The sequence below is a fragment of the Ancylobacter tetraedralis genome (assembly GCF_014195655.1).
Classification (GTDB): Bacteria; Pseudomonadota; Alphaproteobacteria; order Rhizobiales; family Xanthobacteraceae; genus Ancylobacter; species Ancylobacter tetraedralis.
The window spans coordinates 291,326-313,864 of record NZ_JACICD010000006.1 but is presented as its reverse complement, the minus strand read 5'-3'; the positions used below and the strand labels follow the sequence as shown (position 1 = coordinate 313,864).

At 65.8% G+C, this 22,539-nt stretch carries 21 protein-coding genes and 3 pseudogenes; 17 read left to right on the top strand and 7 right to left on the bottom strand.

Annotation, left to right across the window (positions count from 1 at the left end):
• Positions 1-15 precede the first annotated feature (15 nt).
• Positions 16-870: an IclR family transcriptional regulator gene (locus FHS55_RS16805; RefSeq protein ID WP_183190920.1), complete on the bottom strand. Its 855-nt coding sequence runs from the start codon at positions 868-870 to the stop codon at positions 16-18.
• A 183-nt stretch (positions 871-1,053) separates the two neighbouring features.
• Here FHS55_RS16805 and FHS55_RS16800 point away from each other — a divergent pair, with 183 nt between their 5' ends.
• The 8 genes from FHS55_RS16800 to FHS55_RS16765 are packed head-to-tail and all read left to right on the top strand — an operon-like array spanning position 1,054 to position 9,813.
• The gene (locus tag FHS55_RS16800; RefSeq protein ID WP_183190919.1) at positions 1,054-2,067 is read left to right on the top strand and encodes an ABC transporter permease; all 1,014 of its coding nucleotides are present in this window, start codon (positions 1,054-1,056) and stop codon (positions 2,065-2,067) included.
• 4 nt (positions 2,068-2,071) lie between these two features.
• The gene (locus FHS55_RS16795) at positions 2,072-2,908 is read left to right on the top strand and encodes an ABC transporter permease (protein WP_183190918.1); all 837 of its coding nucleotides are present in this window, start codon (positions 2,072-2,074) and stop codon (positions 2,906-2,908) included.
• A complete protein-coding gene (locus tag FHS55_RS16790; protein WP_183190917.1) occupies positions 2,905-3,903 on the top strand; it encodes an ABC transporter ATP-binding protein in 999 nt (332 codons plus the stop codon). The genes FHS55_RS16795 and FHS55_RS16790 overlap by 4 nt, the downstream gene beginning before the upstream one ends.
• Positions 3,903-4,907: an ABC transporter ATP-binding protein gene (locus FHS55_RS16785; RefSeq protein ID WP_183190975.1), complete on the top strand. Its 1,005-nt coding sequence runs from the start codon at positions 3,903-3,905 to the stop codon at positions 4,905-4,907. The genes FHS55_RS16790 and FHS55_RS16785 overlap by 1 nt, the downstream gene beginning before the upstream one ends.
• A gap of 20 nt (positions 4,908-4,927) precedes the next feature.
• Positions 4,928-6,184 carry a CaiB/BaiF CoA transferase family protein gene (locus FHS55_RS16780; protein ID WP_183190916.1) on the top strand — a complete coding sequence of 419 codons (1,257 nt, stop codon included), beginning with the start codon at positions 4,928-4,930 and terminating at the stop codon, positions 6,182-6,184.
• Complete coding sequence (locus FHS55_RS16775) at positions 6,181-8,124, top strand: 3-hydroxyacyl-CoA dehydrogenase NAD-binding domain-containing protein (protein ID WP_183190915.1); 1,944 nt, start codon at positions 6,181-6,183, stop codon at positions 8,122-8,124. Before FHS55_RS16780 ends, FHS55_RS16775 begins: the two co-directional genes overlap by 4 nt.
• Positions 8,124-8,963, top strand: a complete 840-nt coding sequence (locus tag FHS55_RS16770; protein WP_183190914.1) for a shikimate dehydrogenase family protein — start codon at positions 8,124-8,126, stop codon at positions 8,961-8,963. The genes FHS55_RS16775 and FHS55_RS16770 overlap by 1 nt, the downstream gene beginning before the upstream one ends.
• Positions 8,964-9,000: 37 nt before the next feature.
• On the top strand, positions 9,001-9,813 hold the full coding sequence (locus tag FHS55_RS16765; protein ID WP_183190913.1) for a shikimate dehydrogenase family protein: 813 nt from the start codon (positions 9,001-9,003) through the stop codon (positions 9,811-9,813).
• Positions 9,814-9,862: 49 nt separating this feature from the next.
• Here FHS55_RS16765 and pcaF read toward each other — a convergent pair whose 3' ends face one another.
• A complete protein-coding gene (pcaF, locus tag FHS55_RS16760) occupies positions 9,863-11,068 on the bottom strand; it encodes a 3-oxoadipyl-CoA thiolase (RefSeq protein WP_183190912.1) in 1,206 nt (401 codons plus the stop codon).
• 267 nt (positions 11,069-11,335) lie between these two features.
• Between pcaF and FHS55_RS23940 the strand changes: the two are divergent.
• Positions 11,336-11,765 (top strand): annotated as a pseudogene (locus tag FHS55_RS23940) (SDR family NAD(P)-dependent oxidoreductase); the annotation flags it as partial.
• Positions 11,766-11,826: 61 nt separating this feature from the next.
• Positions 11,827-12,057: pseudogene (locus tag FHS55_RS23525) on the top strand (tripartite tricarboxylate transporter permease); the annotation flags it as partial.
• A 223-nt stretch (positions 12,058-12,280) separates the two neighbouring features.
• Here the strand turns inward: FHS55_RS23525 and FHS55_RS16745 are convergent.
• Together FHS55_RS16745 and FHS55_RS16740 are read right to left on the bottom strand one after the other, a co-directional pair.
• Positions 12,281-12,538, bottom strand: a complete 258-nt coding sequence (locus tag FHS55_RS16745; protein WP_183190909.1) for a conjugal transfer protein TraD — start codon at positions 12,536-12,538, stop codon at positions 12,281-12,283.
• Between the two features lies 1 nt (position 12,539).
• Positions 12,540-12,866: a conjugal transfer protein TraD gene (locus tag FHS55_RS16740; protein WP_183190908.1), complete on the bottom strand. Its 327-nt coding sequence runs from the start codon at positions 12,864-12,866 to the stop codon at positions 12,540-12,542.
• Positions 12,867-13,038: 172 nt separating this feature from the next.
• On the opposite strand from FHS55_RS16740, the gene traA reads away from it, so the two are divergent.
• Both traA and FHS55_RS23520 read left to right on the top strand, forming a co-directional pair.
• The gene (gene traA, locus FHS55_RS16735; protein ID WP_425485826.1) at positions 13,039-15,852 is read left to right on the top strand and encodes a Ti-type conjugative transfer relaxase TraA; all 2,814 of its coding nucleotides are present in this window, start codon (positions 13,039-13,041) and stop codon (positions 15,850-15,852) included.
• A 94-nt stretch (positions 15,853-15,946) separates the two neighbouring features.
• Complete coding sequence (locus tag FHS55_RS23520) at positions 15,947-16,144, top strand: hypothetical protein (protein ID WP_246340224.1); 198 nt, start codon at positions 15,947-15,949, stop codon at positions 16,142-16,144.
• Positions 16,145-16,195: 51 nt separating this feature from the next.
• On the opposite strand, the pseudogene FHS55_RS23750 reads toward FHS55_RS23520, so the two are convergent.
• From FHS55_RS23750 to FHS55_RS16720, 3 genes and pseudogenes are all read right to left on the bottom strand, one after another.
• Positions 16,196-16,453, bottom strand: a pseudogene (locus tag FHS55_RS23750) (recombinase zinc ribbon domain-containing protein); the annotation flags it as partial.
• A gap of 51 nt (positions 16,454-16,504) precedes the next feature.
• Positions 16,505-16,792 carry a hypothetical protein gene (locus FHS55_RS16725; protein WP_183190980.1) on the bottom strand — a complete coding sequence of 96 codons (288 nt, stop codon included), beginning with the start codon at positions 16,790-16,792 and terminating at the stop codon, positions 16,505-16,507.
• 442 nt (positions 16,793-17,234) lie between these two features.
• Positions 17,235-18,005 (bottom strand): IclR family transcriptional regulator, encoded by a 771-nt coding sequence (locus tag FHS55_RS16720; RefSeq protein ID WP_183190907.1) that lies wholly within the window; start codon positions 18,003-18,005, stop codon positions 17,235-17,237.
• A 119-nt stretch (positions 18,006-18,124) separates the two neighbouring features.
• On the opposite strand from FHS55_RS16720, the gene prpB reads away from it, so the two are divergent.
• From prpB to FHS55_RS16695, 5 genes are all read left to right on the top strand, one after another.
• A complete protein-coding gene (gene prpB, locus FHS55_RS16715) occupies positions 18,125-19,030 on the top strand; it encodes a methylisocitrate lyase (RefSeq protein WP_246340207.1) in 906 nt (301 codons plus the stop codon).
• Positions 19,031-19,088: 58 nt separating this feature from the next.
• The gene (locus FHS55_RS16710; protein WP_183190906.1) at positions 19,089-20,069 is read left to right on the top strand and encodes a Bug family tripartite tricarboxylate transporter substrate binding protein; all 981 of its coding nucleotides are present in this window, start codon (positions 19,089-19,091) and stop codon (positions 20,067-20,069) included.
• A gap of 69 nt (positions 20,070-20,138) precedes the next feature.
• Positions 20,139-20,537 carry a tautomerase family protein gene (locus FHS55_RS16705; protein ID WP_183190905.1) on the top strand — a complete coding sequence of 133 codons (399 nt, stop codon included), beginning with the start codon at positions 20,139-20,141 and terminating at the stop codon, positions 20,535-20,537.
• Positions 20,538-20,590: 53 nt separating this feature from the next.
• Entirely contained in the window at positions 20,591-21,019 is a 429-nt protein-coding gene (locus FHS55_RS16700; RefSeq protein WP_183190904.1) for a tripartite tricarboxylate transporter TctB family protein, read from the top strand.
• Positions 21,020-21,026: 7 nt separating this feature from the next.
• Entirely contained in the window at positions 21,027-22,523 is a 1,497-nt protein-coding gene (locus FHS55_RS16695) for a tripartite tricarboxylate transporter permease (protein ID WP_183190903.1), read from the top strand.
• Positions 22,524-22,539: the final 16 nt, after the last annotated feature.

Here is a 22,539-nt window from a genome sequence, read left to right as displayed (position 1 = left end):
CTTCAGGGGCGAAGCTTATTCCGCGGAAGTCTTCCAGTCGGGCAGGCCGAGCGGGATGGGCGTCGTATCGGGTTGGCCGGCGAGCCGGGCGCGCAGGCGCTGCGTCAGGCGCACGAGTTCGGGGCCGACCATCTCACGGCACAGTTTCTGCGGCAGAAGATCGACGATGCCGCCGCAGGTCAGCGCCACGAGCGGCGAGCCATCCGTCGGCCGGAACGCGACGCCGACCGCGTTTATGTAGCTGTGCCAAGTGCCGAAGACGCTGACGAAGCCATCGCGCTCATAGTCCCGGACCGCCTTGTCGACGAGCGTGACAAGCGCGGCCTGGTCCTTTTCGCCCGCGAGCACCTGCTCCAGCACGGAGGCGCGAATGGGTAGCTTCATCTCGGCGAGATAGGCGAGGCCCATCGCCGTGCGGCAGATCGGCACCCTGGAGCCGATGTTCAGCCGCAGCGTGACCGGCGACATTGAGCGGCAATTGGCGAGGTAGACCATCTCCAGCCCGTCTCGCGTACCTAGGGCCACCGCCGCGCCGGTCCTGTCGGCCAGCTCCTGCATGAGCGGGCGCGCCATGTGGATCACGGGATTGGAGCTCAGCGCGGAATAGCCCAGCGACACGGTCGCCGGACCTATGCTGTAGCGGCCCAGCGTCTCGTCATAGTTCAGATAGCCCAGATTCACGAGCGTGGCGGTCAGGCGCGACACTGTCGCCTTGGGCAGACCCGTCCGCTCCAGCAGATCCTGGTTGCCGAGCGTGCCGACATCGGCCGTGAACGCGCGCAGTATTTCCAGCCCGCGCGTGAGCGAGGCCGCCGGATTGCTGCCCTCCGCAACATCGCTGCCATCAACCGGCTTGGTTCGCTTGCGCATTCTGTCCGTCTCTCTCTCCAGGACGCGCCGATCAAAGCACCTCCCGGCCTGTCATTCCATCACAAATGGAATATAATTTCATTTACGTTGACGTTCGCTCCGCCTGTTGTCAATAATGACGTTGCAGCGACCGCACGCCCATTCGAGCCCAAGGAACCGGCATCCTGCAGAGGGGACGTATTCTTGACACGCTACATACTGCGACGCCTCATCGCGATGCCGTTCTTGGTGCTGGGCATCGTCACCCTCGCCTTTCTGCTGACGACGGTGACAAAGGGCGACCCGCTGGCGGCGATCGTGTCCGACCGCCAGATGAACGACCCGGAGGCCGTCGCCGCCGCGAAGGCTCGCTGGGGGCTCGATCGAAGCCTGCCCGAACGCTACGTGATCTATGTCCGCAATCTCCTGACCGGTGACATGGGCACCTCGTTCATCACGCGCCGGCCGGTGGCGCAGGATGTTCTCTTTCGCCTCCCCGCGACGATGGAGCTGGTGATCGCGGCCATGCTAGTGGGCTCGACTATCGGCATCGCGCTCGGCGTGCTGGCGGCCTATTTCCGCAACACCCCGACCGATCATCTGGCCCGCTTCTTCGCGCTCATCGGCTCGTCGGTCCCCGTCTTCTGGCTAGGCCTTGCGCTGCTCTATGTGTTTTCGGTCAAGCTGGGCATCCTGCCCGGACCCGGACGGCTGGACCCCCGCGCGGCGTTGCCGCCGAGAATTACTGGCTTCATGACCATCGACACGCTGCTGGCTGGAAACGTCAAGCTCTTCATCGACGCGGTGTGGCACTTGATCCTGCCCGCCTTCGTGCTGGGCTGGGCGGTTGCCGGCACCATCTCCCGTCTGGTGCGGGCCAACATGCTCGAAGTGCTCGACCGCGAATTCATCCTCACCGCGCGCTCCAAGGGGGCCGGTGAATTCCGGGTCGTCATCCGCCACGCGCTTCGCAACACGCTCGTGCCGACCCTCACCGTCATCGGCTATTCCTTCGCCTATCTGCTGACGGGCGCGGTCCTCACCGAAACCATCTTCTCGTGGCCGGGCATGGGGTCCTATGCGGTGGATGCCGCGCGCGGCCTCGACTTCCCCGCGATCATCGGCGTGACCATCGTCGGCGGCATCGTCTTTCTGGTGACCAATCTGCTCACCGACGTCGCCTATGTCATCGCCAACCCACGCGTCCGGCTGGGGTAGAGACATGAGCGCGCTCTCATTTTCCTCGTTCCGACGGGTCGGCTGGATCTCGCTGCCGCTCGCCGTCGGCATCGCGATCGTCCTGTTCTGGCTGGTCGTGACGTTCCTCGCGCCGGTCATGTCGTCTTATGATCCGATCGACATGGTCGGACGCCGCCTGCAGGCGCCGAGCTGGCAGCACTGGCTCGGGACTGATGCGCTGGGGCGCGATGTGCTCAGCCGCACGCTGCATGGCGCGCGCCATTCGCTGCCTATCGCTGTGATCGTGGTGGCGCTGTCCGTCGCTATCGGCGCGCTGCTGGGCGCCATATCGGGCTTTATCGGCGGCCTTGGCGGGGCCGCCATCATGCGGCTGGTGGACGTGACGCTGTCCTTCCCGCCGATGCTGCTCGCCATGGCGGTCGCGGCCTCGCTCGGGCCCGGCCTCGAAAACGCGGCCATCGCCATGGTCATCGTCTGGTGGCCGGTCTATGCTCGGCTGATGCGCGCGCAGGTGCTGGAAGTCCGCGAGCGCGAACATGTCGAGGCGGCCATCGCCGCCGGCGCCAGCAGGCCGCGCGTGCTGCTGAAGCACATCCTGCCGCTCTGCTGGACCCCCGTTCTCATCAGCGCCACCATGGATCTCGGCCAGGTGATCCTGCTCGCCGCCTCGCTGAGCTTCATCGGTCTTGGCGCCGCGCCGCCCACACCGGAATGGGGGTCGATGATCTCCGACGGCGCCGCCCAGTTCTATTCGTGGTGGGTCGCATTGGGACCGGGTCTTGCCATCCTGACCATCGTGCTCGGCTTCAATTTCGTCGGTGACGGGCTGCACGACTATTTTGATCCGAAGTCCAAATGAGGCGCGACATGCGGCAGGAACCGCTGTTCTCCGTGCAAGACCTGCGTGTCTCCTTTGGTCGTCACGGCCATCAGTTCGAGGCAGTGCGTGGCATCAATCTCCATGTCGATCATGGCGAGGTGCTGGGCATCGTCGGCGAATCCGGCTCGGGCAAATCGGTCGGAATGCTGGCGGCGCTCGGTCTGCAGGCAAAGACGGCACAGGTCCGCGGCTCGGCGAAATTCAGAGGCCGCGAACTCGTGGGAATGCCCCGGCGCGAACTGCGTACGCTTCGCGGCTCCCGCATCGGCATGATCTTTCAGGACCCGCTTTCATCGCTCAACCCGGTCATGACCGTCGGTGCCCAGATCGCCGAAACCATCCTTCTGCACAATTCGGCGGTGTCGAAGAAGGCCGCGCTCGATCGGGCGGTGGAACTGCTGGCCCTCGTCGCCATCTCGCAACCCGACCGCCGCATCCACCAGTTCCCTCACGAGTTCTCGGGGGGGATGCGCCAGCGCGTGATGATCGCGATGGCCGTCGCGAACGACCCGGACCTGCTGATCGCCGACGAGCCCACCACTGCGCTCGACGTGACCGTCCAGGCCCAGATCATGGACGTTCTGGGCGATCTCAAGAAGCGGCTGAACCTCGGCCTGATCCTCATAACCCATGACCTCGGCGTGCTTGCCGGTCATGCGGACCGGGTCGCCGTGGTCTATTCGGGGGAGGTGGTGGAGCAGGCGGGCATCGACGATCTCTTCGAGCGCCCGAGCCATCCCTATACGCGCGGCCTCATCGCCTCCATCCCCGACATGAGCGAGGAAAAGGACCGGCTCTTTTCGATTGAGGGGGCGCCGCCGCCGCTGGGCAGGCTGCCGGGCGGCTGCGCCTTCCATCCGCGCTGCCCGCAGGTCCAGCCGATCTGCCGGACCGCGGCGCCGGTGCTGCGGACCTATGAAGGCCATAGCGCGTCCTGCCACTTCGCCGACATTCCAGCCGAGGGCGCTGCATGATGCCGCAGGTCATTCTCTCCGTCCGCGACCTGACGAAGCGCTTCCCGGTCAAGGGCGGCCTCCTGATCGAGCGCGAGATCGCGCAGGTCAATGCGGTGGCGGGCGTGTCGTTCGACGTCAATGCCAGCGAGACACTCGGCCTCGTCGGCGAGTCCGGTTGCGGCAAGTCCACCCTCGGCCGGTGCATCCTAAGGCTGATCGAGCCCACCAGCGGCGAGACGCTCTTCCACGGCCACGACATCAATCTGGCCAACGCTGCCGACATGCGGCGACTGCGGCGCAAGATCCAGCTTGTCTTCCAGGACCCCTATGCCTCGCTCCACCCGCGGATGCGGGTGTCCGAGAACATCGCCGAACCGCTGCGCATCAGCGACCTGAACGCCACCCAGCGTAAGGAGCGCGTGGCGGAAATGCTGGATCTCGTACGGCTGAATCCCGAGCACGGGCAACGCTACCCGCATGAACTTTCCGGCGGCCAACGCCAGCGCGTGGTCATCGCCCGTGCCCTCGCGCTCAAGCCGGAACTGCTGGTGCTGGACGAGCCTGTTTCCGCGCTCGACGTGTCCGTGCAGGCGGGCGTGCTCAATCTGCTCAAGGACATCCAGCGCGACATGGGCACCGCCTTCGTGTTCATCGCCCATGACCTGTCGGTGGTGCAGCACATCTCGCACCGGGTCGCCGTGATGTATCTGGGCAAGATCGTCGAGATCGCACCCAAGGCGCAGCTCTATGGCGCGCCTTTGCATCCCTACACGCAGGCGCTGATGTCGGCGGTGCCGTTGGCCAACCCGAAGCTGGAGCGCTCGCGCTCGCGCATCGTGCTGAAGGGCGATCTTCCAAGCCCGCTCAACCCGCCCTCGGGTTGTCGCTTTCGCACCCGTTGCCCGATGGCGCAGCCGATCTGCGCCGCGCAGGAACCGCTCCTCGCCGAACGCGGCGAAGGCCATGCGATCGCCTGCCATTTCCCCACCGCACTCGACCCCGGTTTGTCGCCCCGCGCCTGACGCGGAGCAGGGAGGACAACATGACTGAACAAGGACTGCCGCTGCGGGGCATCCGCGTGCTGGACCTGACCCGCGTGCTGGCCGGGCCATGGACCACCATGAGCCTCGCCGATCTGGGCGCCGAGGTCTGGAAGATCGAGAACATCAAGGGCGGCGACGACACCCGCGCCTGGTCCGTGCCGAACTACAAGGGCGTCAGCACCTATTATCTCTGCGCCAATCGCGGCAAGCACAGCATCGCGCTCGACCTCAAGGCGCCCGAGGGACGCCAGATCGTGCTCGATCTGGCGGCGAAGGCCGATGTGATCGTCGAGAATTTCCGCGCCGGCACGGTGGACCGGCTGGGCATCGGCTACGAGGACATCCGCAAGATCAACCCCGGCGTCGTCTATTGCTCGATTTCCGGTTACGGCCAGTCTGGGCCCGAGCGGGAGCGGCCCGGCTATGATTTCATCATGCAGGCGGAAAGCGGCCTGATGTCGATCACCGGCCAGGAAGATGGCCCCCCCAGCCGTCTCGGGGTCGCCTTCACCGATATCGTCGCCGGCATGATCGCCACGCAGTCGGTGCTCGCCGCACTCTACCAGCGGCGCGAGACCAAGCTCGGACAATATATCGACGTCGCCCTGCTCGATTCGACGCTGAACATGCTGATCAATGTCGGCACGGGCTACCTGAACGCCGGGGTCCAGCCGATGCGCTATGGGAATGCCCATCCCACCGTAGTGCCCTATCAGGTGTTTGAGACTGCCGACGGCGTGTTTGCGCTCGCGGTGGGCAATGACCGCATGTTCATCGATTTCTGCGAGCAGGTGATCGGCCGGCCCGAGCTTGCCCGGGATCCGCGCTTCGTCTCCTCGCACCAGCGGGCGCTGCACCGCGAGGTGCTTCTGCCGATGCTGGCGGAGATCATGCGCGAAAACACCTGCGACTACTGGATCGAGAGCTGCCACAAGGCGAGCGTGCCGGCCGGACAGGTGAAGACGGTGGCGGAAGCGCTGCGCAGCCCGAGCGTGGTGGAGCGTGGTGTCGTCCAGCAGCTGGAACATGCCGAACTCGGCCCGATCTCGCTCATCCGTGCCGCGCATGGCATCGCCGCCCAGCGCGAGTACAAGCCCAAGGCGCCGCCGCTGCTCGGCGAGGATACGCGCCACGTGCTGCGCGATGTTCTCGGGCTGGACGATGCCCGCATCGACAGCCTTGCTGCCTCGGGCGTCGTTGGCTGCCGCGCATTGGGTTCTTCCCTCCCGCTCGTGGCTGCCGGAGAAACGGTATGAGCGTCACCGTCACACACCGCGGCCCGATTGCGGTCGTCACCATCGACAATCCCCCCGTCAACGCGCTCAGCCTCGCCGTGCGCACGCAGCTGTTCGCCCTCGTCGAGGCGCTGGACGCCGATGAGCACGTCCGCGCCATCGTGCTGACAGGGGGCGGCAAGCTGTTCGTCGGCGGGGCCGACATCACCGAATTTGGCCGCCCGGTGGAGCTGCCTTCGCTACCTGCGCTGATCGAGCGGATCGAGAACGCGGCCAAGCCCTGGATCGCGGCGGTGCGAGGCGCGGCGCTCGGCGGTGGGCTCGAACTGGCGCTCGGCTGCCATAGGCGGGTTGCCACGGCCGAGGCGAGGTTCGCGCTGCCCGAGATCAATCTCGGCATCATCCCTGGCTCCGGCGGCACGCAGCGCCTGCCGCGACTGATCGGCATCGAGACCGCGATCCGCGTCGCGGCCGAAAACCTGACGCTGGACGGCACGCGCGCCGCCGAGCTCGGCTTCATCGATCGTCTCGTGCAGGAGCCGCTGGTCGACGCTGCGGAGGCGTTCGCTCTGGAAGCGCTCAGCCGCCCGCTGCCGGAACCCGCTTCGCGTCGCCCGCTTGCCACCCCCGCGGCAACCGCTTGGGAGGAGGCCACCCAGCGCATCGGCCGCGCCGCGCGCGGTGCCTCCGCTCCGCTGCGGGCGCTCGAGGCGCTGCGTTTCGGTGCCGAGAACGGCTTCGAGGCCGGATTAGCCAATGAGCGCGCGATCTTCCTGGAATTGCGCGCCAGTGACGAGTCGGCGGCGCTGCGCTATCTCTTCTTCGCCGAACGCGCCGCGCCGCGCCCGGCTGGCCTGCGTGGCATCGCCGCGCTGCCGCTGGCGAGCGCCGGTGTCATCGGGGGCGGAACGATGGGCGTCGGCATCGCCGCGGCGCTGCGCAATGCCGGCATCCCGGTCGTGCTGGTCGAACGCGACGAACAGAGTCTGGAGCGCGGCCTCACCGCGCTGAAGGCCATCTTCGAGGCCGCCCGCAAAAGGGCGAGCCTCAGCGAGGAGGAAGCCGAGGCGCGCATGCGTGGCGTCACCGGCGCGGTAGGCTATGAGGCGCTGGCCGGCTGCGATCTCGTCATCGAGGCCGTCTTCGAAGATCTTGCCGTCAAGCGCGACGTCTTCGCCACGCTCGGACGCGTCTGCCGGCCGGACGCCATTCTGGCCACCAACACCTCCTATATCGACCCGCGGCAGATCGCCGAGGGCCTGCCTCATCCCGACCGGTTCATCGGCCTGCACTTCTTCAGTCCCGCTCAGGTGATGAAGCTGCTCGAAATCGTGCCGATACCCGAAACCCGGCCCGAGGTTCTGGCCACCGGCTTCGAACTAGCCCGCAGGCTGGGCAAGGTGCCGGTGCGTTCGGGCATCTGCGACGGGTTCATCGGCAATCGTATCCTGCGCCGCTATCGCGCCGAGGCAGAGGCGATGGTGCGCGACGGTGTCGCCCCCTCAGCCATCGACGCCGCCATGCGCGGCTTCGGCTATGCGATGGGTCCCTTCGAGATGCAGGACATGGCCGGTCTCGACATCTCCTTCCTGCATCGCGAGGCCGCCCGCGCCCGTGGCGAGGCGATAGCGGAAACGCCGGGCGACCTTCTCGTGCGCGCCGGCCGCAAGGGCCAGAAGAGCGGCGGCGGCTGGTATGACTATGCCCCCGGCAACCGAACGCCGATCCCTTCACCGGATGCGGCACGCCTGATCGCGCCCCTCGTCGGCGCCCCCCTGGAGCTGGCCCCCGACAGGATCGTGGCGCGGCTCATCGACGCCATGGCGCTGGAAGGACAGGCGATTCTCGACGAGGGCATTGCCGGTTCCCCCAGCGATATCGATCTGGTCGAGGTCCATGGCTACGGCTTCCCGCGCAGGCATGGCGGCCCGATGTTCCTCTCCTCCCGCCAGCCCTCGTGATGAGCCCTGAAGGACGGTTGGCCGAGATGCAGATCACCGGCAAGACCGCGATCGTTCTGATGTTGGCCGATCCGGTCGACCATATTCGCGGCACTCTCCTGATCAACGAACGCTTCGCCCGTCTCGGCCTCGACGCGGTGATCGTGCCGATCCATGTGCGTCCCGAAAATCTCGCCGGGTGCCTCGACGCTATCCGTCTCATGCACAATGTGCGCGGGCTGGGCCTCACCATCCCGCACAAGATCGCGGCCGTGCCGTTGATGGATGAGTTGACCGCCTCCGCGCGACGGCTTGGCGCGGTCAATTTTGTCCGCCGCAATCCCGATGGCACGCTGACCGGCACCAATACGGACGGGGCGGGCTTCGTCACCGGGGTTGCCGCAAACGGGGTGGACGTGACGCGCAGCCGGGCCCTTGTGGTGGGAAGCGGCGGCGTCGGCCGGGCCATTGCGCTGGCATTGGCGGACGCGGGGGTGCCGGAGCTCGCGCTCGCCAATCGGGATCGGCTCAAGGCGGAAGAGCTGGCGCGCGAGATCGCGCAGTGCGTGCCGGGCTGCGGCGTTCGCGTGCTCGACGCCCGGCAGCCGGATGCGCTCGACACGATCGATCTTCTCGTCAACGCCACATCGCTCGGGATGCGGCAGGACGATCCGCTTCCCGTCTCCATCGCACGGCTGCGCCGGGAGACGGTCGTCGCTGAGGTCATCGTCAGTCCGGCCATGACGCCGCTGTTGATCGAGGCCGCGGCGCGCGGCTGCAGGGTCATCGGCGGCGCGGAAATGTTGACGCCGCAGCCCCCTCTCGTGGCCGAGTTCCTCGGCCTCCTTCAGCCGGGCTGACACCGTCGGCGCTCACATAACAGCTCAGGGGAGCAGCATGCAGATCACCGGTGAAACCGACCTCTTCTTCATCGTTGGCGCACCCGTTCGGCACTTCCGCGCGCCGATCATGTTCAATGATTATTTCGCCGCGAAGGGGCACGATTTCAGCTGCGCCGGCCTGCATGTCCTGCCGGCGGACCTCGCTGCGACGTTCGATCTGGTGCGCAAGGTCGACAACATCAAAGGCCTGTGCATCACCATCCCGCACAAGATCGATGCGGTGCCGCTGGTCGACCGCCTGACCGAGGCCGGCAAGCGTGTCGGCTCCGTCAATTTTGTCCGCCGCGAGCCCGATGGAAGCTTGACCGGCCATAATATCGACGGTCAGGGCTTCATGCGCGGCCTCGCCAATAACGGTTTCGATCCGCAAGGTGCCGATGTCGTGCAGGTCGGCGTGGGTGGGGTGGGACGCGCCATCGCCTTCTCGCTGGCATCCTCGGGCGTCGCCCGCATCACCCTGATCAACCGCGACGCGGAGAGGGCCAGGCGCCTCGCGGAGGAGATCGAGGCGGCAACGGGCACCAGGGTTGTCGCGCTGAAGGCGGATGAGCGCCCGGACCTCGGTCGCGCCACGCTGCTCGTCAATGCCACCTCGGTCGGCATGGTCGGCAATATCGCGCTGCCGCTGGAGCTTTCCGGCCTGACGCCCGCCTGCACCGTGGCCGATGTCGTGCTGAAGCCGGACGAGACCGAACTGCTGGCCGCCGCCCGCGCGCTCGGCTGCGCATGTGTTCCGGGCACGGCCATGCTCAAGCCCCAGATCGAACTCTGCGAGGAGTTTCTCTACGGCGAAGCCTCGCCCGGCTGACAGGCGGCCAGCCGGGCGTCTTCATCTGAGCGTGCGCGCAGGAGAGGCGTCAGGCCCGTTCGAGCGCGACCGCGATCCCCTGGCCGACGCCGATGCACATCGTGGCAAGAGCGAGCCGGCCACCGCGCAGGCGCAGTTCCAGCGCCGCAGTGCCAGCGATGCGGGCACCCGACATGCCGAGCGGGTGCCCCAGCGCGATGGCGCCACCATTGGGGTTCACGTGCTCCGCATCCTCCGCGATGCCGAGCTGGCGGAGCACGGCGATGCCCTGCGAGGCAAAGGCCTCGTTGAGTTCGATCACGTCGAAGTCCGATGGCCTGATGGCGAGCCGGGCGCACAGCTTCTGCGTCGCCGGCGCCGGGCCGATGCCCATGAGGCGCGGCGCGACACCAGCGGTGGCGCCGCCAAGCACGCGCGCGATCGGCGTCAGGCCATATTTATTCACCGCCGCCTCGGACGCGACAAGCAGCGCGGCCGCGCCGTCATTGACGCCGGAGGCATTGCCGGCGGTCACCGTGCCGCCCGCGCGGAACGGCGTCGGCAATCGGGACAGGGATTCGATCGTGGTGCCGGCGCGTGGATGTTCGTCCCTGTCAACGACAACGGCCTCGCCCTTGCGCTGCGGGATCGTGACCGGGGTGATCTCCTGCGCGAGGCGCCCATTCGCCTGCGCGGTAACGGCCTTGTTCTGGCTGCGTACGGCGAAGGCGTCCTGACCGGCCCGGGAGACCGAGAAAGTCTCGGCCACGTTCTCACCGGTCTCGGGCATGGAATCGACGCCGTACTGCTGCTTCATCAGCGGGTTGACGAAGCGCCAGCCGATGGTGGTGTCATGGATCTCGGCATGGCGCGAAAAGGCCGTCTCCGCCTTGGGCATGACGAAAGGCGCGCGGCTCATGCTCTCGACGCCGCCGGCTATCATCAGTTCGGCTTCGCCCGCCTTGATGGCGCGGGCGGCGGAGATTAGCGCGTCCATGCCCGAACCGCAGAGGCGGTTGATGGTCGATCCCGGCACGCTCTCGGGCAGTCCAGCCAGCAGCAGCGACATGCGGGCGACGTTGCGATTGTCTTCACCGGCCTGATTGGCGCAGCCGAACAGCACATCGTCGACCGCCGACCAGTCGACGGACGGGTTCCGCTCGACCAGGGCACGTAGCGGCACCGCCCCCAGATCGTCGGCTCGGACCGACGACAGCGAACCACCGAAGCGGCCGATCGGGGTGCGGATATAGTCGCAGATATAGGCCTCAGCCATCCATGAATCCTCTACTGATGGAGTGCTGCCTTTGGCTCGACTGCCGCAGGCTCCGCCAAAGGGGACTCCTACGCCGCTCTGGACGGGTCTGTTGCTGCGAGGGTCATTGGAAGCCGCGCATGGGAGGAGCTTTACGCATCCGCCGTCGGGCGCCGCCTGCCCCAATTCCAAGAGCAAGCCGGGGAGATTTCGCTCTCCGGGACCGTCTCCATCTGACCGGTGAGACACTCTCTCAAATTATGGAACTAAATTCCATTTTCAATTTATATGCTGTTTAACAAGCGAGTTGCAACAGGATTCTCTGCCGCGGGCCAACGAGAATCGAGGAACCGGGCACGCTCGCTTTGTGCCGGAAACAGCAGCGATTGGAATCCGAACTACCGCATGTCGCGGGCCGTGCTGCCGACGATGATGGCGCGGCGCGCGGTTCCCATTGTGAACATCGCCTCGCACTGGGCTCTGATGGGCGCGCGCAACGCCACCGCCTATTGCGTCTCCAAGGCGGCGCTTGCCCAACTCACCCGCTGCTTGGCGCTCGATTTCGCCGACCACGGCATTGGGGTCAACGCGATCTGTCCCGGGGACACGGATATGCCGATGCTGGATCGGGCCATGACCGACCGCGACGATGAGCGCCATCAATGCCAGCATACCGCTCGGCCGGGTCGGGCGTACGGACGAGATGGCCAATGCGACGGTCTTCCTAGACTCGGAGGCGGCCAGTTTCATGACCGGCGCGCTGGTGGCGGTGGATGGCAGCCCCGCCACTGGCGAGCGTGGCGATCCGCTTCGGCTCTCCAGAATATTTCGCGCTCATCGTCGTGGGACTGCTGGTGTCGATCTCGCTCGCTCACGGCTCCGTGCTGAAGGCGCTGGGCATGATCGTGCTTGGCCTCGTCCTCGCGACCGTCGGGCAGGATGCCTATACGGGTACGCCGCGCTTCACACTCGGTCAGCTTGAGCTCTATGGCGGCATCAACTTCGTCTCGAGTTGACCCGCCTCAAAGCAGCGCTCCAACGCCTGAATCGTTGGGTTACGTCAGCTGATTATCTGGGAGTCAGCGCCCAACAGCGGACACTGCCAAACGCCGCTCAGGGTCAACTCCGGCCCAGTTCCGTGCGAAACGAAACTCGCGCAGTTGTTCGGCAGGCAGCAGCTCGCGCCTCCAGCCTCGCCGACACGCGCTGTCGCGAACAGCACATTCTGCAAGACTAAACGATTTCACTTTTGACGATATTGATCTCGTTCGGCCGTTGTTCCTCGAACGTCTGAGTTCCCATCACCGTCCAAAGGCTACGCGCTTGCTCTCCCTGCTCACCTCTGAGCTCGTCGGCCATCCAGAGGAGCGCGCCGTAGATGACGGCGCGGTCGTCACCGGTCAGCTCTACGACGCCTGACTTGACGACGAGCCCGCCGAACTCGATCAGACGCCGTGTGTGCCTGCGGCGCTCCACCTGCCAGTCCCGCATATCATGCCGCGCCCGTGCTGCCTGATGGCGGTTGCGCGCCGCCCTGTTGCGCCGGAGCGCTGACCGCGTCGCCATCATGTGCCGCTGCAGATCGGCGTGCCCTTCCGTGAAAGAACGCCGCGCCCCGTCGCGCCCACGCCTCCCTCCGTCCGAGGTCCTCGGTTTCGGCGAGCACGAGCAGGGCGCCGGCCAGTTCCTCCGCCGTGAGCGCGTCGGCGCCGGTGGCGATCACCAGATCGCCGAGCTGCTGCACCTTACGGGTCTTGAGCTCTCGTGCCTTGTCTTCGAGTGCCTTCAGCTCCGCGTCGAAGTCCCGTGGCTTGCGCATCGTCCTCTCCATTAGCAGTCCATGGAGCAATGATAGTTGAGCGTGTTCGCCGCGGCTGTGATGTTGCCGGGACGGACTGGGATGGGCTCGTGGCTCCCGAGATTTTTTCGAGGGAGGGCGCGCTTATACGTCGTTCCGACGTGCGCTTCGCCGTGCTGATGTTCGGATCGCGATGGCGATCTATCATCTTCACGTCAAGGTCATCGGCCGCAAGGCCGGCTCCAGCGCGGTGGCGTCCGCGGCCTACCGCTCGGCCTCACGGCTGCGCGATGCGCGGATCGATCGGGTCCAGGATTTCTCGTCCAAGCGCGGCGTCGTGCATTCCGAGGTGCTGCTGCCGGACGGGGCGCCTGAGGCGTGGGGCGACCGCGAGCGGCTGTGGAATGATGTCGAAGCTTTCGAGCTGCGCAAGGACGCCCAGCTCGCCCGCGAGGTCGAGTTCGCCCTACCGCGCGAGATGAGCCAGGCGCAGGGCATCGCGCTCGCCCGTGATTTCGTTGAGACGGAGTTCGTCGATCAGGGGATGGTCGCCGATCTCAATGTGCATTGGGATATTGGCGAGGACGGCATGCCCAAGCCTCATGCCCATGTCATGCTCACCATGCGCTCGGTCGATGAGGACGGCTTCGGCCCGAAGGTGCGGGAGTGGAACGCGACCCAGATGGTCGAGCGCTGGCGGGAACGCTGGGCGGAGCTTGCCAATGAGCGGCTCGCCGAACTCGACATCGACGCGCGCATCGATCATCGCAGCCTGGAAGCCCAGGGCATCGCGCTCGAGCCGCAGAGCCAGATCGGCGCGCCCGCCCAGCGGATCGAAGCGGAGGGGATCGAGGCCGCTGACCGGGCAGAGGTTCATCGCGAGGTCGCGCACGGCAATGGCGCGCGCATCATCGCCGATCCGTCACTGGCACTGGATGCCATCACCCATCAGCAATCGACCTTCACCCGGCGCGACTTGGCGCGCTTTGCACACCGCCACAGCGACGGCATTGACCAGTTCAACGAGGGGATGGGCGCGATGGGCCGCGCACCGGATCTCGTCGAACTCGGCAAGGACGGACGCGGCGAGGACCGCTTCACCACCCGCCAGATGATCGAGGCCGAGCAGCGTCTACACACGGCTGCCGAGTTGATGGCGGAGCGCGAGCGCCATGCCGTAAAGGATACAGAGCGGGAGGCGGCTCTTCAGCGTGCTGAGCAGCGCGGCCTTGTTCTCTCCCTTGAGCAGGCTGACGCGCTGTCGCACATCACCGGCACCGGCGATCTCGGTATCGTCGTCGGTTATGCCGGGACGGGGAAGAGCGCCATGCTAGGCGTCGCGCGCGAGGCCTGGGAGGCGGCCGGCCTGGAGGTGCGCGGCGTTGCGCTGTCCGGCATCGCGGCGGAGAATCTGGAGAGCGGATCGGGTATCACGTCCCGCACCATTGCCAGCCTGGAACATAGCTGGGGACAGGGCCGGGATCGGCTCACCTCCCGCGATGTTCTGGTGATCGACGAGGCCGGCATGGTCGGAACGCGCCAGCTGGAGCGCGTGCTGTCCCATGCCGCGGATGCCGGCGCCAAGGTGGTTCTGGTCGGCGATCCGCAGCAACTGCAATCCATTGAGGCGGGCGCCGCCTTCCGCTCGCTCGTCGAGCGCCACGGTGGCGCCGAGATCAGCGAGGTGCGCCGCCAGCGCGCGGACTGGCAGCGCGACGCCACGCGCGATCTGGCGACCGGCCGGATCGGCGAGGCCATCCAGGCCTATGAGAGGAATGGCATGGTGCATGCCGCGCAAACACGGGAACAGGCGCGGGGCGAATTGATCGAGCGCTGGGAGCGTGACCGGCAGGCCGCGCCGGACCGTAGCCGCATTATCCTTACCCACACCAATGACGAGGTGCGCGCGCTCAACCAAGCCGCCCGCGAGCGGATGCGTGAGGCCGGCGGGCTCAGTGAGGAGGTGCGCGTCACCGTCGAGCGCGGCGCGCGTTCCTTCGCCCGTGGCGACCGCGTGATGTTCCTACAGAACGAGCGCGGGCTCGGGGTGAAGAATGGCACGCTCGGCACCATCGAAGAGGTCAGCGCGCAGTCCATGTCGGTGCGCACCGATGACGGCCGCTCCGTTGCCTTCGATCTGAAGGACTACGACCGTATCGGTCATGGTTATGCCGCCACCATCCACAAGGCGCAGGGCATGACGGTGGACCGCACCCATGTGCTGGCCACGCCCGGCCTGGATGCCCATTCCAGCTATGTCGCCCTGCCGCGCCACCGCGACGGCATGGAGCTGCATTATGGCCGCGACGACTTCGCCGATCGGGACCGGCTGGCGCGCACCCTGTCGCGTGACCGGGCCAAGGACATGGCCTCGGATTACGAGCGCTCCGACCCGGCGCAGGACTATGCCGAGCGGCGCGGCATCACCTTCCGTCAGCGGGTCGTGGAGATCGTGCGCAAGGTCCCGGAAAAGCTGCGCGACCTCGTCGACACCCTAAAGCCGCCTGTGGACGTGGCACAGGAAGCGCCAGCCCCGCGCGAAGAGCTCGGGAACAAAGTTGAGCCGCTCGCGCGGGAGGCATCCGAGGATCCGGAGGCGGTTCTGCGGCGGGCGCGAACACGCGCGCTGATCCGGCATGCCCGCGCATGGGATGCGATCCTCACCACGGCGGAAGCGGCCGGCCAGGGCACGCCCGAGCAACTGCGCGAGCTCAGCGACGCCCGCAAGGCGTTCGAGGAGGTGCGCCCCCATGGCTGGCGCGACGCGGAAGCGGCCTATGAGAAGAACCCGGAGCTGGTGCATGAGGCCGCGACGGCAAGCTCAATCGCACCATCCGCGCCCTCCAACTTGAAACCGAAACACCCGGCAGGGTGTCTCGGTCGGCGAGTACGGCTCTCTCCAGCACCGTCCTTGACCCGTGGATGCGCACGACGTGCTGATCGACCTCGACAGCGTCGATCCGCGAACGCAGATAGGCTTTGCGGAACGGCACCTCACCCTCTGTGATGTTTGAGCGCATGAGCTGCCCGAAGCGGGCAAGCTTGTCTGGATCCAGCCGGCTTGCGGCGGCACCCTGATTCTCGATCCGCTCCAGCGCCGAATGCGCGCGATCCCGATCTGCGTTGAGCTTGGCAATCTGTTCCTTGAGGATCTCGTCGGGCTCGGCGATGCCGTCGGCGACGAGCTGGTAAAGGCGCCGGAGCTTGTCTTCCGCTGTCGTTCTTTCGCGCGAGAGTTCATCGATCCGCGCCTGAACCTCGGCATCGGCCTTCATCCGCCGGTCGACGACGGACTGTAGCAGCGCCTCCAGCCGCTCGGGCATCAGCACGCGCTCGGCAACATGGCGTGTGACCAGATGGTCGAGCTTGTCCATCGGCACCGTTCGCCCCTCGCAGGCGGACTTGCCGACCCGGCCGGAGGTCGAGCAGCTGTGATAGCGATAGACCCTGTCGCTCTTCGAGGTGCCGGTGCGCAGCGTCATGGCGCTGCCGCAACTGGCGCAATAGGCGGCGGTCTGGAGGCGCAGGTCTGGGATGGAGAGGTCGACGTCAACCTGCCGTGTGGTGGAGACCCGGAGATAGAGGGCGGCCCGGCTGGTGATCGGCAAGGTGAACGTTCATGGTCCAATCGCCTCCCTCAGTTTCCTTCGGCAGCACCGTCACCTCAGCAGCGCATCAATCTCCCGCCTGAGGAAGGCTTCGACAACATCGACCTCGTCAGGTGTGATCGGAACGCTCGACGGCCAGTCGTCGGTGACATGCACGACCTTGGAATCATGCTCGACGGAGTCAGCGGGCCCAAGGTTTTGCTCAGCATCTCGAATGACGCGCGCATCACAGTGCGGGATCTTTGAGAGTGGTGCGCCAGCCAAGCTCGAAGCTGGCGATGGAGCATCGCTGGCCACACGGAATATTTTCTTCGGACGAAACGGACGCGAGTGGCGCATGCGCGGAGGATCACGGGCATCCCCCACTTGGCCAAGGCGCCAATTCTACGCCGCAGAACGACCGCGTGTAGCAGCGCAAAAATACTTGTCAGAAGCGGCGTGGGAGTCTTTCCCGGGATACGCTTGGTGGAGCGCTCTGGCGGCAATGACTGATACTTGGCGTTCGATAGCCATTGCAGCGATGTCTGCTTTGCGCCCCATCTCAGTCATTGCCTTAGTGGCGTCCGGAGCCCAGAAGCAGACATGAGTGAAGCGAGGTGCATTGGTACCTTCGCGCCAACTCGAGACATAGGCGCCTCGCTAAAACCGGACCTGCCCGACAGGGGGAGTCGAACATCTTCCACCAATTAGTCGATGAAAGATTGCTCACTCCGGATCGTCGATCGGCACTACATCGCGGCCAACTGGAGAGGTCACGCTCAATAGAAGTACGGATGTCTGTTTACGAGAGATTGGGAACGGCGAAGGCGATCTGGGCTTCCGTCTGGTGCCGCAGCTGCTTCAAATGGGCGATCGCCTGGTCGAGATGTGCCTCCCGCATGCGTTGCGAGATCGCGCTCATGCTGAGGGCGGCGATCGGTCTTTTCTGCCCGTCGAGCACGGCGATGGCGACAGTGGTGGCGCCGAGGTCGCCGAGCCGGCGCACCACATGGCCGATCTGCGCGGCCTCGTCCATCTCGGCGGCGAGCGCTGCGAGGGGGCGCCCGGCCTCAGCATAGCTCCGCTCATTGGCGGCCAGTATATCCATCGCCTCGGCTCGCGGCAGGGCGGCGAGAACCGCCAGCCCGCCGGCGCCGAGGCCGAGGAGGCGGCGCGTGCCAACATCGGTCAGCAGCGTCTTGACCGGGAAGGAGCCGGAGGTCCGGCTGACGCACAGCATGTTCACGCCGACACGTCGGAGGAAAAACGCGGTGTCGCCGGTCAGCTCTGCCAGCCGGTCGGTCGCGGCCCGCGCCACGGCCTCCAGATCCAGCCGGTGACTCAGGCTGAGGCCTAATTCATGGACGAATGGCCCGAGAAAGTAGCGCTTGTCGGCGGCGCGCTGATAGGCGAAGCCGACATCGACGAATGCCCGCAGGATGCGGTGCACGGTGGGGCCGGTGAGTCCGGTCGCCTCCGCTATCTCCGTCATGCCGCTTCCCGCGCCATTACGGGTTGCCAGTTCCTTCAACACCGCGACCGCGCGATAGATGGACTGCGCACCTTGTTCCATCAAGAACTCCACAATATGGAATTATGTAAGATAAACCAGCGACGTGTTGACAGATTAATCCATTATATGGCTAAGTTGACTCGAAGATCAACCATATATCCATATTGTGGAGTTTATAAATGCTGATGCACACGCCGGTCCGTTCGTCCGCCGGGGCTCGGTTCCGCCAGGCCCTGCGGGAGGAGCAGCCGCTGCAGATCGTGGGTGCCATCAATGCCTACACCGCTATGATGGCGAAGAAGGTCGGCTACAAGGCGATCTATCTTGCCGGGGCCGGCGTCGCCAATGCGAGCTACGGCCTGCCCGATCTCGGCATCACCACGATCAACGACGTGCTGGGCGACCTGCGCAAGGTGGCCGATGCCAGCGACCTGCCGGTTCTGGTCGATGTCGATACCGGCTTTGGCGGCGCCTATTCCATCGCCCGGCTGGTGCGCGGCCTGATCAAGGACGGCGCCGGCGCGATGCACATGGAAGACCAGGTGGCGCTCAAGCGCTGCGGCCATCGCCCGGGCAAGGAAATCGTCTCGAAGTCCGAGATGCTCGACCGCATCAAGGCCGCCGTCGACGCCCGCTATGATGAGGATTTCGTCATCGTTGCGCGCACCGACGCACTCGCGCTCGAAGGTCTCGACGGCGCCATCGATCGCGCCCAGTCCTATATCGAGGCCGGCGCCGACATGATCTTCGCCGAGGCCTTCACCGAACTGGGGCAGTACACCCAGCTCGCCAAGGCGCTGAACCATCCTTATTCGGTGCTCGCCAACATCACCGAATTCTCCAAGACGCCTAATTTCACCACGGAGGAATTGCGCGAGGCCGGTGTTTCGGCGGCGCTGTATCCGCTTTCGGCGGCGCGGGCGATGAACGCGGCGGCACTCAATGTCTATGAAACGATCCGCCGCGACGGCACCCAGAAGCACATTCTCGATACGATGCAGACCCGAGAGGAGCTCTACGGCTATCTGAACTATCACGCCTACGAGCAGAAGATCGACGCGCTGTTCGCGGCCAAGAAGTCCTGATCCAGAGCGCCTGAACCAGAACGATCGAAAAGATCGAGACCATAAACGGGAGGAAGCAATGAAGCGCTTTGTCATGGCGTCAGTGGCGGCATGTGCCGCCCTGACGGCGATCTCCTTGGCTGTCGCGGGTCCCGCCCGCGCGGCTGAGTTTCCGGCCGGGCCGATCCGTTTCATCGTTCCGTTCAACGCCGGCGGCGGCACGGATGTGGTGGCCCGCGTGGTGGCCGAGGAAATGTCGAAAAGTCTCGGCCAGCCGGTGCTGGTGGATAATCGCCCTGGCGCGCAGGGCATCGTCGGTACCAAGGCCGGGGCCATGGCGGCGCCGGATGGCCAGACCATCACCTTCGTGCTGCAGGCCACGCTGGCGCTTAATCCCAGCTTGTACAAGGCGACCAATTACGACCCGGTGAAGGACTTCGCGCCGATCTCGCAGCTTTCCACCGCGCCTTATGTCGTGGCGGTAAATCCCAAACTGGGCGTCACCAACATCAAGGAACTCATCGCCAAGGCGAAGCAGGCGCCGGGAAGCGTCAACTACGCCAGCGGCGCCTCGGCGTCGCATCTGGCTTCCCTGCTGTTCCAGAAGACGGTCGGCATCAAGATGACCCACATCCCGTATTCCGGCTCGGGTCAGGCGCTCACCGACCTGCTGTCGGGCCGGATCGGCGTGATGCTGTCCAGCCCGGTCTCCGTGCTGCCTCACATCAATTCCGGGGCGCTGCTGGCGCTGGCCGTCACCGGGCCGGAGCGCATTCCCTCGCTGCCCGGCGTACCGACGGTGGCCGAGCTGGGCTATCCCGGCTTCGATGTGTCCGGCTGGTACGGCGTCGCCGCGCCTGCGGGCACCGACCCTGCGGTCATCGCTAAGCTCAACGCGGCGGTGGCCGCGGCGTTGAAGCAGGAGGGCGTGCGCGCCAGCCTGGAAAAGGCAGGCGTCGAGGGGCGCAGCTCCACGCCGCAGGAGTTCCAGAAGTTGATCGATGCCGAGATCACGCGCTGGACCGCGCTGATCAAGGAAGAGGGCATCCAGCCCGAATAGGCGCCGACACCCATCCGGGAGGTCGCGCCGCGATCTCCCGCTTCTCAACGCGCAGCAAGGAACAGCGGCATGCCTCACGCCTGGATCGAATGCTCGGCCAATATCGTCGACGAACCCGAAGTCCAGCAGCTCAAGCAGCGCATCTATGACGCGGCACTTCAGACCGGGATCTTTCCGCTCGGCGGCGTGCGGGTCCGGTTTCAGGTCATCACCGACTACATCGTCGGCGACGGCGATCCGGCCAACAGCTTCGTGCATGTCGTGCTGCGCATTGGCGCGGGGCGCGACCTCGAGACCAGGAAGGCCGCGGCCGACCGGGTCTTCGAGCAGGTCTGTGAGTTGCTGAAGCCGCTCCATGACCGCCGGCCGCTCGCGGTGGCCTTCGAGGTGCAGGAAATGAGCGCCGACCTGAACTACAAGTTCAACAATCTGCACGAATACATAAATCAAAGGGCCGGGTCCCGTTAGAGGACCGCAATAACGGCCAGAAAAAACGGCTAAAAAAATGGGGAGGAGCCTCCATGCCCATTACCAAGGATGGCCTGGGTGGACTGATATTCGCCGCCTTAGGCCTGTCCGCCTTGCTGATGTCGCGAAGCTATCCGGTGGGATCGGCGCTGAGCATGGGGCCGGGATATTTCCCGACCATCGTGTCGACGCTCATGCTTGGGCTGGGCGTGCTGCTGTTTCTGCGCAGCCTGCGTGGGCCGGCGGATGCGGTCCCGTTCGCCATCGCCTGGCGCCCGTTCATTCTCATCACCGCGGCGATTGCCGGCTTTGCCTTCCTGATCGAGTTCGGCATCGTCGTCGCCGTGACCTATCTGGTGATCGCGGCGTGGCTGGCGGACCCCAATCGCAAGCTTAAGACGCTGCTTATGCTGATCGTGATCGGCATTCTGGTTCCGATCCTGATCTTCAGCGTCGGCCTCAAGCTCCCCATTAAGATCTGAGGTCGCCATGCTCGACGGTCTGCTTCTCGGATTCCAGGTCGCGTTGTCGTTCGACAACCTGCTCTACTGCCTCATCGGCGTCACCCTCGGCACGTTCATCGGCATGCTGCCGGGGGTCGGCCCGCTGGTGACCATCGCCGTGCTGCTGCCGATGACCTACGGGCTGACGCCGGTAGCCTCCATGATCATGCTGGCGGGTATCTATTACGGCGCCTCCTATGGCGGTTCCTCCACCGCCATTCTGGTCAACGTGCCCGGCGAATCCTCGTCCGTCGTCACCTGCATCGACGGCTACCAGATGGCGCGGCGGGGCAGGGCGGGCGCGGCTCTGGCCATCGCGGCGATCGGTTCCTTCGTGGCCGGCTGCATCGGCACATTCGGCATCGCGCTGTTCGCCCCCATGCTGGGCCAAGCGGCGCTCGCCTTCGGGCCGGCGGAATATGCCGCGCTGATCGTCATGGCGCTGGTCGCGACCTCGGTGCTGGTGCAGGGCGCCGTGGTCAAGGGGCTGCTCATGGCGCTGCTCGGCATCCTTGTCGGCCTGGTTGGCATGGATGTGAATTCCGGTGTCATGCGTTTCACCTTCGGCCAGCAGTCGCTGATGGAAGGCATCGATTTCGTGGTGGTCGCGGTCGGCATGTTCGCCTTCTCCGAGATCATCCGCGAACTCGCCGTGTCGCATGGCACCACGCAGGAGCAGGTGGAGGTCGGCTCGCTGATGCCGACGCGCGCCGAGCTGAAGCAGTCGGTGAAGCCAATCTTGCGCGGCACCGCCGTCGGCATGTTCTGCGGCGTGCTGCCGGGCATCGGCTCCACCGTGAGTTCGTTTGCCTCCTACATTCTGGAAAAACGCGTGGCGAAGGAGCCGAGCCGGTTCGGGCATGGCGCCATCGAGGGGGTCGCCGGGCCGGAATCGGCGAACAACGCCTCGGCGCAGACCTCCTTCATTCCCACCCTCACGCTCGGCGTGCCGGGCAGCGCCACCATGGCGCTGATGCTGGGCGCGCTGATGATCCATGGCATCACGCCCGGCCCCAATGTCATCACCGACCGACCCGAGCTGTTCTGGGGGCTGGTCGCCAGCATGTGGATCGGCAACGTGCTGCTGGTGATCCTCAACCTGCCGCTGATCCGGCTTTGGACCACGCTGCTGAAAGTGCCGTATTCCTGGTTGTTCCCGATGATCCTCATACTGTCGTGCTTCGGCATCTACACTCTGTCGAACGACCCGACGGATGTGCTGATGGGCGCGGGGTTCGGCGTGTTCGGCTACGTGATCCTGCAGCTCGAATTTTCGCTGGCGCCGTTCATTCTCGGTCTCGTGCTTGGTCCGATGCTGGAAGAGAACGTGCGGCGTGCGCTGCTGATCTCCCATGGCGATCCCATGGTGTTCGTCGACAGCCCGATCAGTGCGGGCTTCCTCGCCGTCGCCTCCCTCCTGCTGATCCTGCTCCTGCTGCCGGCGATGCGGCGCTCCCGCGCGCATCTCGAACACGAAGCCTGATCCGCGCCTCGCCGAC

Excerpts from the sequence above, each read along its gene's own strand:
- FHS55_RS16770 (WP_183190914.1), top strand. The coding sequence starts at position 8,124 with ATGAGCCCTGAAGGACGGTTGGCCGAGATGCAGATCACCGGCAAGACC.
- FHS55_RS16745 (WP_183190909.1), bottom strand. The coding sequence starts at position 12,538 with ATGCGGGACTGGCAGGTGGAGCGCCGCAGGCACACACGGCGTCTGATC.
- FHS55_RS16725 (WP_183190980.1), bottom strand. The coding sequence starts at position 16,792 with ATGCGCCACTCGCGTCCGTTTCGTCCGAAGAAAATATTCCGTGTGGCC.
- FHS55_RS16795 (WP_183190918.1), top strand. The coding sequence starts at position 2,072 with ATGAGCGCGCTCTCATTTTCCTCGTTCCGACGGGTCGGCTGGATCTCG.
- FHS55_RS16740 (WP_183190908.1), bottom strand. The coding sequence starts at position 12,866 with ATGCGCAAGCCACGGGACTTCGACGCGGAGCTGAAGGCACTCGAAGAC.
- pcaF (WP_183190912.1), bottom strand. The coding sequence starts at position 11,068 with ATGGCTGAGGCCTATATCTGCGACTATATCCGCACCCCGATCGGCCGC.
- prpB (WP_246340207.1), top strand. The coding sequence starts at position 18,125 with ATGCTGATGCACACGCCGGTCCGTTCGTCCGCCGGGGCTCGGTTCCGC.
- traA (WP_425485826.1), top strand. The coding sequence starts at position 13,039 with ATGGCGATCTATCATCTTCACGTCAAGGTCATCGGCCGCAAGGCCGGC.
- FHS55_RS23520 (WP_246340224.1), top strand. The coding sequence starts at position 15,947 with ATGCGCGCGATCCCGATCTGCGTTGAGCTTGGCAATCTGTTCCTTGAG.
- FHS55_RS16780 (WP_183190916.1), top strand. The coding sequence starts at position 4,928 with ATGACTGAACAAGGACTGCCGCTGCGGGGCATCCGCGTGCTGGACCTG.
- FHS55_RS16785 (WP_183190975.1), top strand. The coding sequence starts at position 3,903 with ATGCCGCAGGTCATTCTCTCCGTCCGCGACCTGACGAAGCGCTTCCCG.
- FHS55_RS16710 (WP_183190906.1), top strand. The coding sequence starts at position 19,089 with ATGAAGCGCTTTGTCATGGCGTCAGTGGCGGCATGTGCCGCCCTGACG.
- FHS55_RS16775 (WP_183190915.1), top strand. The coding sequence starts at position 6,181 with ATGAGCGTCACCGTCACACACCGCGGCCCGATTGCGGTCGTCACCATC.
- FHS55_RS16790 (WP_183190917.1), top strand. The coding sequence starts at position 2,905 with ATGAGGCGCGACATGCGGCAGGAACCGCTGTTCTCCGTGCAAGACCTG.
- FHS55_RS16700 (WP_183190904.1), top strand. The coding sequence starts at position 20,591 with ATGCCCATTACCAAGGATGGCCTGGGTGGACTGATATTCGCCGCCTTA.
- FHS55_RS16695 (WP_183190903.1), top strand. The coding sequence starts at position 21,027 with ATGCTCGACGGTCTGCTTCTCGGATTCCAGGTCGCGTTGTCGTTCGAC.
- FHS55_RS16705 (WP_183190905.1), top strand. The coding sequence starts at position 20,139 with ATGCCTCACGCCTGGATCGAATGCTCGGCCAATATCGTCGACGAACCC.
- FHS55_RS16805 (WP_183190920.1), bottom strand. The coding sequence starts at position 870 with ATGCGCAAGCGAACCAAGCCGGTTGATGGCAGCGATGTTGCGGAGGGC.
- FHS55_RS16765 (WP_183190913.1), top strand. The coding sequence starts at position 9,001 with ATGCAGATCACCGGTGAAACCGACCTCTTCTTCATCGTTGGCGCACCC.
- FHS55_RS16720 (WP_183190907.1), bottom strand. The coding sequence starts at position 18,005 with ATGGAACAAGGTGCGCAGTCCATCTATCGCGCGGTCGCGGTGTTGAAG.